The organism is Palleronia sediminis, assembly GCF_004358695.1.
GTDB classification, from domain to species: Bacteria; Pseudomonadota; Alphaproteobacteria; order Rhodobacterales; family Rhodobacteraceae; genus Palleronia; species Palleronia sediminis.
Genome location: NZ_SNAA01000001.1, coordinates 282,952 through 299,401, shown reverse-complemented (window position 1 = coordinate 299,401; position 16,450 = coordinate 282,952). Strand labels below are relative to the sequence as shown.

Here is a 16,450-nt window from a genome sequence, read left to right as displayed (position 1 = left end):
GAGAAGATCCGGGCGGTCAGATCAGCGTGGCGAGAAATTGCAGCGCGTAGAGCGTGCCCATCCCCGCCACGATGGCCGCGACCACCGAGATGCGCCAGCCGGCGGCGAAGGCCGCGAGCGCCGCCACGAGGCGAAGCGGATCGAAGGCGCCCTGCGTCGCCTCGGGCCAGAGCACCAGCGGCGTGACCAGCGCGGGAAAGACCGCGACGCCCACGTATTTCAGATGCCCCAGCAGCCATTCGGGCAGGGGCCGGTCGCCCAGCAGGCCGAGGAACGAGAACCGGATGGCGAAGGTGCCGAGCCCCAGCAGCACGATCACCGTCCAGGCCAGCGCATCGGGAATCGCATCGGCCGCGGGCAGGGTTTCGGGCGTCATGGTGCCGCCCTTTCGCGCCGGGCGAGCCAGAGTTCGCAACGGCGGCCCGCGATCATCGCCAGCAGGGCGGCGATGATGATCCCGAGGCTCCACGGCACCCAGGCGAAGGCGATCGCGCCCAGCGCCGAGACCAGCGCCGCGAGGATATGCGGCCCCGTGCGCAGGAGCGGCGCGAGCAGCGCGATGAAGCAGACCGGCACCGCGAAATCGAGCGAGAGCGCGGCCGGCATCGCCCGCCCGATCACCGCCCCGATCAGGGTGAAGGCGTACCAGAGCGGCGCGATCAGGCTCATTCCGCCGAAATAGAAAGCGACGCGCGCCGAGGGGCCCAGCGGCGGATCCTGCTCGTATCGGCGGATCGCCACGGCAAAGGCCTGGTCGACCATGAGATAGGCCACCGCCGCGCGCACCCCGCGCGAGGCATGGCCCAGATGCGGCACCAGCGCGGCGGAATACATCGCCATGCGCAGGTTCACCGCCAGCGAGGTCAGGAGCACGATGAATACCGGGGCCTGGTCCTGCAAGAGCGCCAGCGCCGTGAACTGCGAGGCCCCCGCGATGACCAGCACCGACATGGCCATGGCCTGGAGGATGTCGAGCCCCGCCTCGCGCGCGACCACGCCGAAGAGAAGCGAGAAGGGCACGATGATGAGGATGAAGGGCGCGCAGGCCCAGAACCCCTCGATAAAGGCCGCGCGGACCCCCGTCGCGGCCGCCTCCGCGCGGGGGGCGTCGCCGCCGGGGCCGGGCGGCAGGGGGGCGAGATCGGTGCGGGACATGGGCGGGCCTCGGGCGACGCGGCGAAACAGGGGGCGGCCGCGCAGGCGCGCCGCGCGCCCCTGCTACACCCAAGCGCGCCGCCGGCTCAAGCCGCAAGGCCGATCGCGGGCCGGGGGCGCGAGGGGGGGGTTGCCCCGGCGCGGCGCGGCGGGTCAGATTGCCGCGAGTTGGAAACGGAGAGCATCGCCATGAAACTCTTGCGATACGGGCCTGTCGGCGCCGAACGTCCGGGCCTGCTGGATGCGGGCGGGCAGGTCCGCGACCTGTCCGGCGAAATCGCCGATATCGACGGCACCACCCTGTCGCCCGAAAGCCTCGAGCGGCTGCGCGGGCTCGATCCGGCGGCGCTTCCGGCGGTGCGCGATCCGGGCCGGATCGGCGCCTGCCTCGGACATGTTCCGAACTTTCTCTGCATCGGGCTGAACTATACCCGTCACGCGGCCGAGTTCGGCGCGCCGCCGCCCGACGAGCCCATCATCTTCAACAAGTCGACATCCTGCATCTCGGGCCCGCACGACCCGCTGGTGATCCCGCCCGGTGCGCGCAAGCTCGACTGGGAGGTCGAGCTTGGCATCGTGATCGGCTCGCATGCCTATAATGTGTCCGAGGAGGACGCGCTGGCCCATGTCGCGGGCTATTGCGTGGTCAACGACGTGTCCGAGCGGGATTTCCAGCTCAAGCACGGGGGGCATTGGGTCAAGGGCAAGTCGGCGCCGGGATTCGGGCCGCTGGGGCCGTGGCTCGTCACCGCCGACGAGGTGCCCGACCCGCAGAAGCTGGCGCTGTCGACCAAGGTCAATGGCGAGACGATGCAAAGCTCCAACACCGACGACATGATTTTCGGGGTGGCGCGGATCGTGTCCTACATGAGCCGTTTCATGGCGCTGCTGCCGGGCGACCTGATCGCCACCGGCACGCCCGAAGGGGTGGGCATGGGCCATCGCCCGCCCCGGTTCCTCAAGCCGGGCGACCGGATCGAGATCGCGATCGAGGGGCTGGGCACGCAGCACCAGGCGGTCGAGGCGGCGTCCTAGCGGGCGTCGAGCAGCCGGGCGAGGGCCGGGACGACCGTTTCGGCGGCCTCGGCCGACAGGTCGGCATCCATGGTCGAGACCGTGACCGTGGCGCGCGCCGCGCCGACGGTGAGGATGGCGCGTGCCATGCCGGGACGCATCACCTCGAGCGCGACGCCGGCCGCGGCGTCATCGGCATCGGTCACGGGCCGCCCCGTCTCGAGCGCGAGCGCCGCGCGGAACCTGTCGCAGAAGGCCGCCGGAAAACCCGCGGGGAGTTGGTTCGCACCATCCGAGACGGTGCAGCGCAGCGCCAGCGGATCGCCCGCGCCGGCGCCGGCCTCGCCGCAGGCGGCAAGGGCGAGCACGAGGGCAAGGGGGGCGGGGCCGCGCAGCATGGGCGCGAGGCTAGCGCGCATCGGCCGGGCCGCCAAGCCCCGCGCGCCCGCGGCGGACAGGGTTGCGTCCGGGCACGGGGGCGGGCGATGTATCGCCCGAGCGTGGCGGGGTCCGGCCCCGCGCGTGGCCATCCTGCCGACCCCGCGAGATCCGTCGACCCCAAGCCCGAAAGACCGCCCGTGCCGTTCATCCTGCGTTCGTTCCTGGTCATGGCCCTCGCCCTCGGCGCCGCTGCCGCGCGCGCCGAGACGGTGACGGTCTTCGCGGCGGCGAGCCTCAAGACCGCGCTCGACGAGATCGCGCCGGGTTTCGAGGCCGCGACGGGCCACGATCTGCGGCTGTCCTATGCCGGGTCCTCGGCGCTGGCGCGGCAGATCGAGGCGTGCGCGCCGGCCGATATCTTCATCTCGGCCAATCCCGACTGGATGGACCGGCTCGACGCGGCGGGGCTGCTGGCCGCGGGCACGCGGGCCGATCTCCTGACAAACCGTCTGGTCCTGGTGGCCCACGGGGCGGAGGCCGCGCCGCTCGCGCTCGGGCCGCGGATCGGCGCGCGGCTGGGCGAGGGGCGGCTCGCCATGGCGCTGGTCGACGCGGTGCCCGCGGGCATCTACGGGCGCGCGGCGCTGCGGTCTCTGGGGCTGTGGGACGATCTCGCGCCGCGCGTGGCGCAGGCCGACAACGTGCGCGCGGCGCTGCTGCTGGTCGCGCGGGGCGCGGCGCCGCTGGGCATCGTCTATGAAACCGATGCCCTTTCAGAGCCGCGGGTGAGCGTCGTGGCCACCTTTCCCGAGGACAGCCACCCCCCGATCCTCTACCCGGCCGCGGCGCTCGAGGGGCGCGACGGCCCCGCCGCGCGGGCCTTCCTCGCCCACCTGTCGGGCGAGCAGGCCGGCGCGGTCTTCGCGCGGCTGGGCTTCGGCCGGCCCGGAGGCTGAGCGTGCAGCCCGTCGGCCCCGAGGTCTGGGAGGCGGTGCGGCTGTCGCTGCGTGTGGCGTTCTGGGCCACGCTGTGCAGCCTGCCGCCGGGCCTGTTCGTGGCCTATGCCCTCTCGCGCTGGCGGTTTCCGGGGCGGCAGGTGCTCAACGCCGCGGTGCATCTGCCACTGATCCTGCCGCCGGTCGTGACGGGCTACGCGCTCTTGATGACGTTCGGCCCGAACGCCCCGCTGGGGGCGGCGCTGGGCGAGATCGGCATCGTCTTTGCCTTTCGCTGGACCGGGGCGGCGCTGGCCGCGGCGATCATGGCCTTCCCGCTGATGGTGCGCGCCATGCGGCTGTCGCTCGACGCGGTCGATCCCCGGCTCGAACAGGCGGCGGGCACGCTGGGCGCTTCGCGGTTCTGGGTCTTTGCCACCGTGACCCTGCCGCTCGTCGCGCCGGGCATCGTCGCGGGCGCGGTGCTGGCCTTTGCCAAGGCGATGGGCGAGTTCGGGGCCACGATCACCTTCGTGTCGAACATTCCGGGCGAGACGCAGACCCTGCCTACGGCGATCTACGCCTTCTTGCAGGTGCCGGGGGGCGAGGGCGCGGTGCTGATGCTGGTTGCGATCTCGGTCGCGGTCTCGGTCGGCGCGCTCCTCGTGGCCGAGGGCGTGTCGCGCCGCCTCGCGCAAAGGGTGGGCGGCGCATGAGCCTGTCGGTCGATGTCACCCACGCCTTCGACGGGTTCGCGATCGCGGCCCGGTTCGACGCGCCGCCGGGGATCACCGTGCTGTTCGGCCGCTCCGGTTCGGGCAAGACGACCATCGTCGACGCGGTCGCGGGGCTGCTGCGCCCGCAGGCGGGGCGGGTGACGCTCGAGGGACGGGTTCTGCTCGATACCGCGGCGGGGGTGTGCCTGCCCCCGCGCAAGCGGCGTCTCGGCTACATCTTTCAGGAGGGGCGGCTCTTTCCCCATCTCAGCGTCGCGCAGAACCTCGCCTATGGGCGCTGGTTCGCGGGCGCGCGGGCCGATGCGGGCGACGCGCGCGTGATCGAGATGCTGGGGCTGGGGCCGCTGCTCGCGCGGCGCCCCGGTGCGCTGTCGGGCGGCGAGAAGCAGCGCGTGGCCATCGGGCGGGCGCTGATGGCGCGGCCGCGGCTGATCCTCGCCGACGAGCCGCTGGCCGCGCTGGACGAGCCGCGCAAGGCCGAGATCATGCCCTATTTCGAGCGGCTGCGCGACGAGGTGGCGGTGCCGATCCTCTATGTCAGCCATTCCGGCGCCGAGGTCGCGCGGCTGGCCACGACGGTTGTGGCGCTGGGCGAGGGACGCGTGTTGCGCCAGGGCGACGCGGCCGAGGTACTGGGCGATCCGCGCGTCACGCCGCTGGGCGCGATGGCGGCGGGGGCGGTGATCGAGGCGCGGGTGATCGCCCACCACCCCGACGGGCTGAGCGAGCTCGACGCGGGCGGCAACCGGCTTTTGCTGCCGGCGGTGGCCCAGCCCCCCGGCGCGCGGCTGCGGGTGCGGATCGCCGCGACCGACGTGATCCTCGCCACGGGCCGCCCCGAGGGGCTCTCGGCGCTGAATATCCTGCCCGCGGTGGTCACGGGCCTGCGGCGCGGCACGGGGCCGGGGGTGATGGTGCAGCTGCAGGCGTGCGAGGCGGTGCTGCTGGCGCGCATCACCCGCCGCTCGGCCGAGGCGCTGGGCATCGCCGAGGGCGCCGCGGTCCATGCCGTGCTCAAGGCGATCGCGGTGGCCAAGGACGCGGTGGGCGAGCCCGGACCGGCCGGCGGGCGATAGGGGGCGGGGCGGGGCGCCTGTCGCGGCCGGGGCTTTGGGGTATTTGGAAAGAGAAGAAAAACGGGCGCGGGTGACGGGGATGTGAGCGCGCGTCCGGGCCGAACCGGTTGATCGCCGCCTCCGATGCGGTTTGGTGCGGGGACAGCATGTCAGCGAGGCCCCCCATGATCCGATCCGCCCCCATCGCCCCCGCCATCGCGCTGGCCGCTGCACTTGCCGCGCTGGCGCCCGGAGGCGCCGCCCGCGCCGCGCAGCTTTCGTTCGACGGCGACTGGGCCGAGCAGGGGCTGTTGCGGCTCAGGACGAACGAGTACGCGCCGCGCGGCGACAGCCTCGGGGTGGTCTCGGAGGGGACGGTGTCGATCCTCTATCGCCGGCTCGGTGCCGCGATGGGCGGGGCGCGCATGGCCGCCTGGGACTGGGAAGTGACGGAATCGGTTCCGCCGACCGATTTGCGGGTCAAGGGCGGGGACGACCGCAATCTCGCGATCTATTTCGTCCTCGCCACGCCCGAGGCCGCGGACGCGTTGCGCGACGCGCCCCTGCGGCGGTTGATGGGGGCCGAGGGCGTGCGGCTGCTGATCTACACATGGGGCGGGCCAGAGGACGCGCGGGGCACGTCCTTTCCCAGCCCCTATTTCGACGGGAAGGGCCAGACCGTCGTGATGGAGCCCGCGGGCACCGGGCGCGCCTCGGCCCGCGTCGATCTGCGCGCCGATCTCGACCGCGCCTTCGAGGGCGCGTTCCCGGTCCTGCTGGGGGTCGCCGTTTCGGCCGATGCCGACGATACCGACAGCCGTGTCGAGGCCGTGATCTCGAACCTGACGCTGGAGTGAGCGCGCGCGCCCGTCAGGCGCCCAGCCAGCGCCGTTCGTTGGTCTCGATCGCGGCGATCCGCTCGGCCGTCCTGGGGTGGCTGAGCAGCCAGGCGGGGGTGCCGCCGGCATTGCCGGTCAAGCCGTCGAGCTTGGTAAAGAGCGATTTCTGCGGCCCGGTGCCGATGCCCGACTTGATGAGCAGCGCCGAGGCGTATTCGTCGGCCTCGTACTCGTCCGAGCGCGACAGCCCCGCCGCCAGCATCGAGGTCAGCGCGTTGGCGATCCAGATGCCGATGCCGGGGATGATGCGGCCCAGCACCAGCATCAGCGCCGTGCGGATCGCGTTCTGTCCCGAAAAATCGATCATCCGCCGCCGCGAATGGCCCAGCGCGACATGGCCCAGCTCGTGCGCGATGACGCTGGCCAGTTCCTCGGCCGCGACCTCGCCCCGGCGATAGGCCTCGAAAAAGCCGCGGGTGATGAAGATCCGGCCGTCGGGCGCCGCCAGCCCGTTGATCGGCGCGACCTCGTAGATATGCACGCGGATGCGCGGTAGATCGAGCGCCTGCGCCATGCGGTCGGTCAGGGTCTTGAGCCTGGCGTCGGCCAGTTCGGTGCTTTGCTCGTCGAGCTGCTTTTTCGTGCGCCAGACCGAGAACCGGTAGCTGACGAGCGCATAGGCGATGGCGAGCAGGATGGGGGCGAGCTTGAGCATGACGCCAATATGGGGGCGCGCGCGGCCCGCGAAAAGCCGTGCCGCGCCCGCGGAAGGGGGGGCGGGCAATCTGCCGCCCCCCGATGCGCGGTCCGGCTCAGGCCAGCTTGGCGTCCATCGTGATCGTGGCACCGGCCAGCGCCTTGGAGACCGGGCAGCCTTCCTTGGCGGCATTGGCGGCCTCGTGGAACTTGTCCTCGGAGGCGCCGGGAACGGAGGCGGTCACGTCGAGATGGATCTTGGTGATGGCAAAGCCGCCCTCGACCTCTTCGAGCGAGACGGTGGCCTTGGTGTCGATATTCTCGGGCTCGAGGTCATGATTGCCGAGGATCATGGAGAGCGCCATCGAGAAACAGGCGGCGTGGGCCGCGCCGATCAGCTCTTCGGGGTTGGTGTTGGTGCCGTCCTCGAAGCGCGACTTGAAGCCGTAATTCTGCCGGTCGAGCACGCCCGTCTCGGTCGAGACCGTGCCTGTGCCCTGTTTCAGGCTGCCTTTCCAGTTGGCGGTTCCGTGCTTGTTGATCATCATGCGCTCCTGTCGGTGGATGGGCCGCGGATGCGGCGGGACTGGCCTGCGACCTAAGCGGGTGCGGCGCTGCGTCAATGCGCGCGGGGCCTTGCGCGAAACCCCGCCGCGCCATCTGTCAATCCGCACCGGGATCGGGCAGGATGCCGCAAAAGACGTGAACGGGGCGAGCATGATCCGCGAATTGCAGACCGGCCAGAGGCCGCGCCGGGCGGATGCCGGGCGGCCGGGCCCCGCGGCCCGTCCCTGGCGCGGCCCACAGGCGCCCGGCACGCCCCCTTTCCCGGCTGAGGACCTGCGCCCGTGAGATTTGCCGCTTTCGCCCCCGCCCTGGCGCTTGCGCTGGCCGCCTGCGCCGCGCCGCCGCCGCCCGATGGCGGGCGCCGCCCCGAGGGGCCGTCGATCCTGCCCCCGATGAAAACCTTTGCCACCCATCGCGTCACCCGGCCGCAACGGTCGAACACGGCCATCGCGCGCGATTTCCTCGATCTCAGCTTCATGCTGGAATCGGGCAAGGCGCTGCCCGTGTTCACCCGGTTCGAGGGGCCGATCACCCTGCGCGTCACCGGCCAGCCGCCGCCGACATTCGAGGCGGATCTCGCCGACCTGCTGCGGCGGTTGAGGCGCGAGGCGCGCATCGACATCCGTCGCATCGCCCCCGATGCCGAGGCGTCGCTGACCGTGGCCATCGTGCCGCGGCGCGATTTGCAGCGCGCGGTGCCGCAGGCCGCCTGTTTCGTCGTGCCGCGCATCGGCTCATGGGCCGAGTTCGCGGCGAACCGCCGGGCCGAGACCATCGACTGGACGACGCTCGAGACGCGCGAGCGGATCACGGTGTTCATCCCCGCCGACGTGCCCCCGCAAGAGCTGCGCGATTGCCTGCACGAGGAACTGGCCCAGGCACTGGGGCCGCTCAACGACCTGTATCGCTTGCCCGACAGCGTGTTCAACGACGACAATTTCCACACCGTTCTGACCGGGTTCGACATGCTGATCCTGCGCATGACCTATGCGCCCGAGCTGCGTTCGGGGATGACGCGCGACGAGGTGGCGGCGCGGCTGCCGGGGCTGCTGGCGCGGCTGAACCCCGCCGGCGCGCGCCGGGCCGAGCCGCAGCAGGCCGAGACGCGGCGCGACTGGATCACGGCCATCGAAACGGCGCTTGGCCCCGGAACCTCGGATCGCAACCGCCGCGCGGCGGCCACGCGCGCGGTCGAGATCGCGCGCGCCTCGGACTGGAACGACAACCGGCTGGCCTTCTCGCTCTTTGCGCTGGGGCGGCTGTCGCTCGGGGTCGATACCGATCTCGCCCTCGCCTCGTTCCTGCAGGCGGGCGGGATCTATGCCGCCGATCCGGCGACCGAGCTGCACGAGGCCCATATCGCGATGCAGCTTGCCGCCTTTGCCCTGTCCTCGGGGCAGGCGGGGGCGGCGCTGGCCATAGTGGACGACAATCTCGACGTGGTCATGCGCGCCGAGAACGCCGCGCTTCTGGCCACGCTGATGCTGGTCAAGGCCGAGGCGCTCGACATCATGGGGCGCACCCGCGAGGGGCTGCGCCTGCGGACAGAGGCGCTGGGCTGGGCGCGCTATGGCTTCGGCTCGGACAGGGAAGTGCTGCGCCGCATGGGCGAGATCGCCGCGATCTCGCCGCTGGCCCGCGGCATGGAGGAAGACGTATGATCGTGATCGCAGGGGCGCTGGGCGGCGCCGTGTTCGGCTGGCGCAACGCCGCGCGGCAGGGCGGCACCCGCGCCGACAAGCTGCAATACGCGGTGGCCACGGCGATCGCGGGCTCGTTGCTGGGCTTCGTGCTGACGCTGATCGTCGACCGCCTGCTCTGACCCGCGCCGCCTTTTTCGCGACGCAGCGTCATGCCCCTGCGGCACCCGGCCGCGGGCGGCGTGCGAGCGTGCCGCAGCGCGGCGGGCGGGGGGCATATCGCGCGTGACAGGACCGGTCCGGTCGGCTATGTGGACGCCACGGACAAGGGGAGTAAGGCGCATGGCCGATATGCACGGCGCCGAATGGGGAGAGTGCGACATGAAGGTGGAAACCTTCCTACGTGACGATTACCGTCCCGCCGAGGACGAGCCGTTCATGAACGAGATGCAGCTCGAGTATTTTCGCCGCAAACTGTTGAACTGGCGGGCCGATCTGCTGAACGAGAGCAAGCTGACCATCGAGGGTCTGCAAGCCGGAACCCGCAACATTCCCGATGTCGCCGATCGCGCCAGCGAAGAGACCGATCGCGCGCTCGAGCTGCGCACGCGCGACCGCCAGCGCAAGCTGGTCTCCAAGATCGACGCCGCGCTGCGCCGCATCGAGAACGGCGAATACGGGTTCTGCGAAGTGACCGGAGAGCCCATCTCGCTCAAGCGGCTGGACGCGCGGCCCATCGCCACGCTCAGCCTCGAGGCGCAGGAGCGCCATGAGCGCCGCGAGAAGGTTCATCGCGAGGACTGAGCGGCCGGGCGCGCCGGGGCTCGGGCCGCAGGCGCGCCGCTATCGCGGGGCCGGCGGCCCCGCGTTCCGCCCGCAAGGGGGCATGAGACGATGAGCGACGTCACCGTGATCGGTGCGGGCATCGCGGGGCTCGCCACGGGGCTGGCACTGGCCCGGCGCGGACTCGACGCCGAAATCCACGAACAGGCGCCCGAACTGGGCGAGGTCGGCGCGGGGCTGCAACTCAGCCCCAACGGCATGGCCGTGCTCGACGGGCTGGGCGTGGGCGAGGCGATCCGCGCCGTGTCGGTGCGCAGCCGCGCCGTGGTGCTGCGCGCGGGCGGCGACACGCTGCTCGGCATGCCCCAGCCGACCGAGTTCCGAATGATCGCGCGCCCCGCCCTGGTCGAGGTGCTGGCCGCGGCCGCGCAGGACGCCGGCGTGCGGATCGTGCTGGGCCGCCGCACCGATCCCGACGCTGTGCCCACGGGCGCGGTGGTGGCCGCCGACGGGCTGCGCTCGGGGTTGCGCGCGGCGTTGAACGGGCCGGGCGCGCCGCGCTTCAGCGGACAGGTCGCATGGCGCGCGACGGTGCCCGGCGACGCCCCGCCCGAGGCGCATGTCTTTACCGCGCCGGGCCGCCACCTCGTGCGCTATCCTCTGGCCGGGGGCCGCGTGAACCTCGTCGGCGTCGAGGAACGCGGCGCCTGGACCGAGGAGGGCTGGCGGCTCGAGGGCGATCCGGCCGCGTTCCGCGCGGGCTTTGCCGGGCTCGCCCCCGAACTCGCGCCTCTGCTCGACCGGGTCGAGACGGTGCATGTCTGGGGGCTGTTCCTGCACCCGGTGGCGCGGGTCTGGCAGGACGGCCGCCGCGCGCTGGCCGGCGACGCCGCCCACCCGACGCTGCCTTTCCTCGCGCAGGGCGCCAATCTCGCGCTCGAGGATGCGTGGTGGCTGGCCGCCGCGCTGGCCGCGCCCGACCGCGCGACGGGGCTGCGCGACTACGAGGCCGCCCGCCGCCCCCGCGCCGAGCGTGCCATCGCCGCCGCCGCGGCCAACGCGCGCAACTATCACCTGGGCGGCGCGCGCCGGGTGGCGGCCCATGCCGCGCTGCGCGCCGTGGGCGCGGTGGCCCCCGGCGCCATGCTGCGGCGTTTCGACTGGCTCTACGGGCTGGACGTGACGCGCGAACGCCCGCTCGATCACGCCTGATCGAGCGCGGCGACGATGCCGCCGAAATCCTCAGCCTTGAGCGACGCGCCCCCGACCAGCGCGCCGTCGACATCGGCAACGGCAAAGATGTCGCCCGCGTTCGCGGATTTGACCGATCCGCCATAGAGCAGCCGCATCGCCTCGCCCTCGGGGCCGAACCGGTCGGTCAGGGCGGCGCGGATATGGGCGTGAACCTCGCCGATCTGCTCGAGCGTGGGCACCTTGCCGGTGCCGATGGCCCAGACCGGCTCGTAGGCCACGACGATCGCCGCCCCGGTCGCGTCGTCGGGCAGGGACCCGGCAAGCTGCCCCGAGATCACGTCGAGCGTCTCGCCGCCCTCGCGCTGCTCCAGCGTCTCGCCCACGCAGACGATGGCGACCAGCCCCGCCGACAGCGCGGCCTGCGCCTTGGCGCGCACCGTCGCGTCATCCTCGCCGTGATCGGCCCGCCGCTCGGAATGGCCGAGGATGACATGGCTCGCCCCCGCATCGCGCAGCATCCCGGCCGAGATGTCGCCGGTATGCGCGCCCGAATCCGCGGCGTGGCAATCCTGTCCGCCGACGGCGATGGGTCCGGCGCGCTCGGCCATGCGCGCGATCAGCGTGGCGGGCGGGCAGATCAGGATCTCGCACCGCGCGTCGGCGTGATCGCGGGCGAGGGTGTCGATCTCGGCCAGCATTGCGGATGTGCCGTTCATCTTCCAGTTTCCGGCGGCGAGCTTGCGTCTGGCCATGGGTCTCTCCGATTGACAGGTGCGATTCGACACGCAACCTAAGGAGCGCGCGGCCAATGGTAAAACCCCGCGCGCACGCCCATGACCGGAGCAGGCCCCATGCGCGCCACCGATATCCCCGAGATCGATGCCCGCGACCTCGTGCCGGGGGCGCCGGGCCGCGCCGCGGCACTGGCCGACCTGGCGCGGGCGGCGCGCGTCTCGGGGTTCTTCACCGTCCATTCCACCGCGATCGACGCCGAGGAGATCGCCGGGGTGCTGGTCGAGCTGCGCGCGTTCTTTCACGCCCCCGAGGCCGAGAAGTCGCGCATCGACATGGCGGCGACGGGGTCCAACCGCGGCTGGGGCGCGCCCTTGGGCGAACGGGTCGATCCGGGCTCGAACCCCGACTACAAGGAAGTCTTCGACATGGGGTTCGAGCTTGCGCCGGGCGATCCGCTGGCCGCGCGCGGGCTCAGATACTACGCGCCCAACCGCTGGCCCGAGGGGCGCCCGCGGTTCCGCGCGACGCTCGAGCGGTATTACGCGCGCACCATGGGGGTCTCGATGACGCTCCTGCGCGCGCTGGCCGAGGCGCTGGGCGCGCCGCGCGACCATTTCGACGGCCGGTTCGACCGGCCGATGGCGCTGTTGCGGGGCAACTTTTATCCCGCACGGCCCCCCTGGGCGGGCGAGCGGGATTTCGGCATCGCGCCCCATACCGATTACGGCTGTCTGACGCTTCTGGCAGGCGACGGGGTTCCGGGGCTCGAGGTGCAGGGGCGCGCGGGCGACTGGCGGCCGGTCACCTCCCGGCCGGGCGCCTTCGTGGTCAATTTCGGCGAGATGCTCGAGATCTGGACCGCGGGCGAGGTGCGCGCGACGCCGCATCGCGTCATCGGATCGGAGGCCGAGCGGATCTCGCTGCCGCTCTTTTTCAACCCCGACTACGACACCGACATATCGCCGCCCGGATCGGTCACGCCGCGGCTCGCCGGCGAACACCTGTCGCGCCGCTTCGACGAGACCTACCTGCATCTCGATCCCACGGCCTGACGGGCGCGCCCGCGCGGTCGGTCGCGACGGGGTATTTGAGAAAGAGAAGAGACTGGCGCGGCGCGTGTCGACTCTTCTCTTTCCAAATACCCGATGGCGAGCGGGGTCGTTTCCGGCGGGGGCTCAGCCTTCCTCGCGCTGTCCTTCGGCGATATCGCGCATCACGTCGAGCGGGACGTAGCCGCGCACCATCTCGTTGCCGAAGATGAAGCTGGGGGTGCCGTTGATCTCGAGCGTCTGGCCCAGCGCGCGGTTGGCGGCGATTTCCTCGGTCACTTGCGGGGCCTCCATGCCGCTCTGGATCTCGTCCCAGTCGAGCCCCTGGTCCTCGCCGAGATCGGCGAGGTAGTCGGGCGTGATGTCGCTCGAGGTCAGCATCATCTCGTCATGGACGGCCTTGTAGGCCTCGTCTCCGGCGGCGCGGCGCACCGCGATGGCAAAGCGCGAGGCCAGCATCGACTGTTCGCCGAGGATCGGGAACTCCTTGATGATGAAGCGGATGTTGCCGTCCGAGGCCAGCAGTTCCTCGACCTCGCCGAAGGCGCGTTTGCAGTAGCCGCAGCGGTAGTCGAGGAACTCGACCACGGTCAGGTCGCCCTCGGGATTGCCGCCGACATAGGACACCCCATCCTCGAAGATGGCCGCCGAGTTCGACGCGATCATGTCGGCCCCGGCGGCGGCCTGTGCCTGCTGTTCGCGCTGTTCCAGCACGCCAAGCGCCTCGATCAGCACCTGCGGGTTTTCCAGCAGGTAGTCGCGGACCTCGGCGCCGAAGCTCTCGCGCTCGGCCTCGGTCATGGCGTCGATGTCGAAGGCGGCGGCGGGGCCGGCGGCGAGCGCGAGGCTCAGGGCGAGGGGTCTCAGCATGGGCGGCGCTCCGGTCTGGGCGGGAATGGATTCGCGGCAGAGCCTTCCCCGATCGCGGGCGCGCGATCAAGTCGTCTGTCGGGATCGTGATGGCGCGCCCGTCGGTCGCCGCGCGATTGACGGGGCCGGACAGGGCGGGCAGGGAGGCCCGCGACAGCAAGGAGCGGAGGGCGGCATGCGACAGTCGAGCCGGGGCCGGGTGGACCCCTTCATCGTCATGGACGTGATGGAGCGCGCCCGCGCCGCAGAAGCCGCGGGGCGTCACATCGTCCACATGGAGATCGGCCAGCCCGGCACGCCCGCGCCCGCGGGCGCCCGTGCGGCGCTGGTCGCCGCGATGGAGGAGGGGCCGCTGGGCTATACCGTCGCGCTGGGCCTGCCGGCGCTGCGTGCGCGGATCGCGCGCCATTACGGCGAGTGGTACGGCGTCGATCTCGACCCCGCGCGGGTCGTCGTGACGGCGGGCGCCTCGGCGGCCTTCGTGCTGGCGTTTGCGGCCCTGTTCGACGCAGGACAACGGGTCGGGCTGGGGCTGCCGGGCTACCCGTCATACCGCCATATCCTCAAGGCGATGAGCCTCGATCCCGTCTGTTTCGAGACCGCCGCCGCGGACCGGTTCCAGCCGGTGCCGGGGGGGCTGCCCGCCGATCTCGCGGGGTTGATCCTGGCCTCGCCCGGCAACCCGGCGGGCACGATGCTGTCGCGCGAGGGCCTCGGCGCGCTGCTCGAGGCGGCGCGGGCGCGCGCGATCTCGGTGGTGTCCGACGAGATCTATCACGGCATCGATTACGGCACGCGCGCGGTCAGCGCGCTTGAGCTCGGCGACGATGTCTACGTGGTCAATTCGTTCTCCAAGTATTTCTCGATGACGGGTTGGCGGATCGGTTGGCTGGTGGTGCCGCCCGATCATGTCCGCGCGGTCGAGCGGCTGGCGCAGAACATGTTCATCTGTCCAAGCCACGCGGGGCAGGTGGCGGCGCTGGCGGCCTTCGACTGCATGGCCGAGCTCGAGGCGACCCGCGCCACCTATGCCGCGAACCGCGCGCTCATGCTCGAGCGTCTGCCGGGCGCGGGCTTTCCCGATTTCGCGCCGCCCGACGGGGCCTTCTACGTCTATGCCGACGTGTCCCACCTGACCGATGACAGCCTTGCGCTGTCGGCCGAGATCCTCGACCGCGCGGGGGTCGCGGTGGCGCCCGGCGTCGATTTCGACCCGGTGCGGGGGCGGCACATGCTGCGCCTGTCCTATGCGGGCGCGCCGGACGAGATCGCGCTGGGGCTCGACCGTCTGGCGGAATGGGTCTCGACACGCGAACGACGTGGATAAACCGGGTTTCGCCATCGGCGGGTTCTTGCTAGTCTGACCGGATACGGGGCGTCAGATCCCGGTCGGGCAGATCAAGGCTTGGGCACATGTTCAGACGTTTGGCTATGGCCGCGCTGGCGAGCTTCTGGCTCGGACAGGCTGCGGCCGCGCAATCCGGGGCGCAGGACGCGGAGCGCATGACCGCGCTGGCGCGCATCGACGTGGCCGCGAGCCGAATCGAGGATTTCGGATCGAATCTGCTGGTCGACCTGGCGCTGAGCCAGCCGGTGCCCTGGCGGGTCTTTACCCTGGACGAGCCGCGCCGCCTCGTCATCGATTTCGGCGAGGTCGATTTCGCCGGCACCACCCTGACCGAGATCGTCGCCGCCGACATGGTCAGCGGCGTGACCACGGGCCGGTTCCGCGAGGGCTGGTCGCGGCTGGTGCTGGCGCTGGCCGGGCCCATGGCGGTCGAGACGGCGGGGTTGTCGACCGGGGGTCCGGGCGGAATCGCGCGGATGAAGCTGCAACTCGCCCCCGTCACCGCCGAGGCCTTTGCCCGCGACGCGGGCCCCCCCGACAGCGTGCTGTTCGGCGCCGGCGACGATGCCGAGGCCGAGGGGGCTGCGGCCCCGATCGAGCCGATGCGCCGCCAGTCGGGCGAGCGGCCGCTGCGCGTGACCATCGACCCCGGCCATGGCGGCATCGACCCCGGCGCCGAGGCCGAGGGGGTCAACGAGGCGGATATCGTGCTGGCCATCGCCAAGCAGCTTGCCGCCGCGCTCAAACGGCTGGGGATGGAGGCCACGCTGACGCGCACCGACGACGTTTTCGTACCGCTCGAGCGGCGCATGAGCATCGCGCGCGAGGCCCGGTCCGACGTGTTCCTGTCGCTGCATGCCGACGCGCTGGACGAGGGGCAGGCATCGGGGGCGACGGTCTATACGCTCAGCACCGACGGCGCCGACGAGGCCTCGCAGAAGCTGGTCGAGCGGCACGAGCCCGACGACCTGCTGACGGGGCTCGACCTGATGGCCGCGGGCGACGAGGTGGCGCTGGTGCTGATGGAGATGGCCCGCGCCGAGACGCTGCCGCGTTCGGAACGGCTGGCCGACGAGATCGTGGCGGGGCTCGCGCGCGAGACGGGCGACCTGCACAAGCGGCCGCGGCTCAGGGCCGATTTCTCGGTGCTCAAGGCCGCCGATATCCCGTCGGTGCTGATCGAGCTGGGGTTTCTCTCGAGCGCCGCGGACCGCGCGCGGCTGGCCGACCCGATGTGGCGGCAGGCGGCGGTGAACGGCATCCGCGCGGGCATCGAGAACTGGTCGCGCTATGACGCCATCCAGGGGCGCCAGCTGCGCCAGTAGGCGGCGCGCCCCTCGCGCGGCCTTCACGCGCGCGTGTCATCGGCGGTGCGCCGCCGGTTCCGGTTTTGATTTCGTAACCCCTCGCATGTATGAGGGGCCATCCCCGGCACGCGGCCCCGCCGCGCCG

19 protein-coding genes are annotated in these 16,450 nt (G+C 71.9%); 12 read left to right on the top strand and 7 right to left on the bottom strand.

The annotated features are described in order from the left end of the window. Positions 1–16 precede the first annotated feature (16 nt). A complete protein-coding gene (locus tag E2L08_RS01580; RefSeq protein WP_133395283.1) occupies positions 17–376 on the bottom strand; it encodes an AzlD domain-containing protein in 360 nt (119 codons plus the stop codon). Beyond that, complete coding sequence (locus E2L08_RS01575) at positions 373–1,155, bottom strand: AzlC family ABC transporter permease (protein ID WP_133395282.1); 783 nt, start codon at positions 1,153–1,155, stop codon at positions 373–375. The genes E2L08_RS01580 and E2L08_RS01575 overlap by 4 nt, the downstream gene beginning before the upstream one ends. A gap of 189 nt (positions 1,156–1,344) precedes the next feature. Here E2L08_RS01575 and E2L08_RS01570 point away from each other — a divergent pair, with 189 nt between their 5' ends. After that, on the top strand, positions 1,345–2,190 hold the full coding sequence (locus E2L08_RS01570; protein WP_133395281.1) for a fumarylacetoacetate hydrolase family protein: 846 nt from the start codon (positions 1,345–1,347) through the stop codon (positions 2,188–2,190). On the opposite strand, the gene E2L08_RS16920 is transcribed toward E2L08_RS01570, so the two are convergent. Beyond that, positions 2,187–2,588, bottom strand: coding sequence for a hypothetical protein (locus E2L08_RS16920; RefSeq protein ID WP_168771017.1), 402 nt, complete (start codon positions 2,586–2,588; stop codon positions 2,187–2,189). The genes E2L08_RS01570 and E2L08_RS16920 overlap by 4 nt on opposite strands. A 189-nt stretch (positions 2,589–2,777) precedes the next feature. Between E2L08_RS16920 and modA the strand changes: the two genes are divergently transcribed. From modA to E2L08_RS01545, 4 genes are all read left to right on the top strand, one after another. Further along, complete coding sequence (gene modA, locus E2L08_RS01560) at positions 2,778–3,506, top strand: molybdate ABC transporter substrate-binding protein (protein WP_133395439.1); 729 nt, start codon at positions 2,778–2,780, stop codon at positions 3,504–3,506. Between the two features lie 2 nt (positions 3,507–3,508). Continuing rightward, complete coding sequence (gene modB / locus E2L08_RS01555) at positions 3,509–4,201, top strand: molybdate ABC transporter permease subunit (protein WP_133395279.1); 693 nt, start codon at positions 3,509–3,511, stop codon at positions 4,199–4,201. Next, positions 4,198–5,298 (top strand): molybdenum ABC transporter ATP-binding protein, encoded by a 1,101-nt coding sequence (gene modC, locus E2L08_RS01550; RefSeq protein ID WP_133395278.1) that lies wholly within the window; start codon positions 4,198–4,200, stop codon positions 5,296–5,298. Before modB ends, modC begins: the two co-directional genes overlap by 4 nt. A gap of 164 nt (positions 5,299–5,462) precedes the next feature. After that, positions 5,463–6,134: a DUF3047 domain-containing protein gene (locus E2L08_RS01545; RefSeq protein ID WP_133395277.1), complete on the top strand. Its 672-nt coding sequence runs from the start codon at positions 5,463–5,465 to the stop codon at positions 6,132–6,134. A 13-nt stretch (positions 6,135–6,147) separates the two neighbouring features. On the opposite strand, the gene E2L08_RS01540 is transcribed toward E2L08_RS01545, so the two are convergent. Next, entirely contained in the window at positions 6,148–6,831 is a 684-nt protein-coding gene (locus E2L08_RS01540) for a M48 family metallopeptidase (RefSeq protein ID WP_133395276.1), read from the bottom strand. Between the two features lie 97 nt (positions 6,832–6,928). After that, complete coding sequence (locus E2L08_RS01535) at positions 6,929–7,357, bottom strand: OsmC family protein (RefSeq protein ID WP_276321509.1); 429 nt, start codon at positions 7,355–7,357, stop codon at positions 6,929–6,931. Positions 7,358–7,660: 303 nt separating this feature from the next. Here E2L08_RS01535 and E2L08_RS01530 point away from each other — a divergent pair, with 303 nt between their 5' ends. The 4 genes from E2L08_RS01530 to E2L08_RS01515 all read left to right on the top strand — a co-directional run bounded on the left by E2L08_RS01530 (position 7,661) and on the right by E2L08_RS01515 (position 11,014). Beyond that, positions 7,661–9,040 carry a DUF2927 domain-containing protein gene (locus E2L08_RS01530; protein ID WP_240757925.1) on the top strand — a complete coding sequence of 460 codons (1,380 nt, stop codon included), beginning with the start codon at positions 7,661–7,663 and terminating at the stop codon, positions 9,038–9,040. Beyond that, on the top strand, positions 9,037–9,201 hold the full coding sequence (locus tag E2L08_RS01525; RefSeq protein WP_133395274.1) for an apolipoprotein acyltransferase: 165 nt from the start codon (positions 9,037–9,039) through the stop codon (positions 9,199–9,201). The genes E2L08_RS01530 and E2L08_RS01525 overlap by 4 nt, the downstream gene beginning before the upstream one ends. A 199-nt stretch (positions 9,202–9,400) precedes the next feature. Further along, complete coding sequence (gene dksA / locus E2L08_RS01520) at positions 9,401–9,823, top strand: RNA polymerase-binding protein DksA (RefSeq protein WP_133395437.1); 423 nt, start codon at positions 9,401–9,403, stop codon at positions 9,821–9,823. Between the two features lie 90 nt (positions 9,824–9,913). Then, positions 9,914–11,014, top strand: coding sequence for an FAD-dependent monooxygenase (locus E2L08_RS01515; RefSeq protein WP_133395273.1), 1,101 nt, complete (start codon positions 9,914–9,916; stop codon positions 11,012–11,014). Here E2L08_RS01515 and tpiA read toward each other — a convergent pair. Next, positions 11,005–11,748, bottom strand: a complete 744-nt coding sequence (gene tpiA / locus E2L08_RS01510) for a triose-phosphate isomerase (RefSeq protein WP_133395272.1) — start codon at positions 11,746–11,748, stop codon at positions 11,005–11,007. The two genes, E2L08_RS01515 and tpiA, sit on opposite strands and share 10 nt — an antisense overlap. A 99-nt stretch (positions 11,749–11,847) precedes the next feature. Here tpiA and E2L08_RS01505 point away from each other — a divergent pair, with 99 nt between their 5' ends. Continuing rightward, a complete protein-coding gene (locus tag E2L08_RS01505; protein WP_133395271.1) occupies positions 11,848–12,783 on the top strand; it encodes an isopenicillin N synthase family dioxygenase in 936 nt (311 codons plus the stop codon). Positions 12,784–12,906: 123 nt separating this feature from the next. On the opposite strand, the gene E2L08_RS01500 is transcribed toward E2L08_RS01505, so the two are convergent. Then, positions 12,907–13,650 carry a DsbA family protein gene (locus E2L08_RS01500; protein WP_133395270.1) on the bottom strand — a complete coding sequence of 248 codons (744 nt, stop codon included), beginning with the start codon at positions 13,648–13,650 and terminating at the stop codon, positions 12,907–12,909. A gap of 175 nt (positions 13,651–13,825) precedes the next feature. On the opposite strand from E2L08_RS01500, the gene E2L08_RS01495 reads away from it, so the two are divergent. Together E2L08_RS01495 and E2L08_RS01490 are read left to right on the top strand one after the other, a co-directional pair. Next, positions 13,826–14,977: a pyridoxal phosphate-dependent aminotransferase gene (locus tag E2L08_RS01495; RefSeq protein ID WP_133395269.1), complete on the top strand. Its 1,152-nt coding sequence runs from the start codon at positions 13,826–13,828 to the stop codon at positions 14,975–14,977. Between the two features lie 86 nt (positions 14,978–15,063). Beyond that, entirely contained in the window at positions 15,064–16,323 is a 1,260-nt protein-coding gene (locus tag E2L08_RS01490; protein WP_240757917.1) for an N-acetylmuramoyl-L-alanine amidase, read from the top strand. The last annotated feature ends 127 nt before the right edge of the window (positions 16,324–16,450 follow it).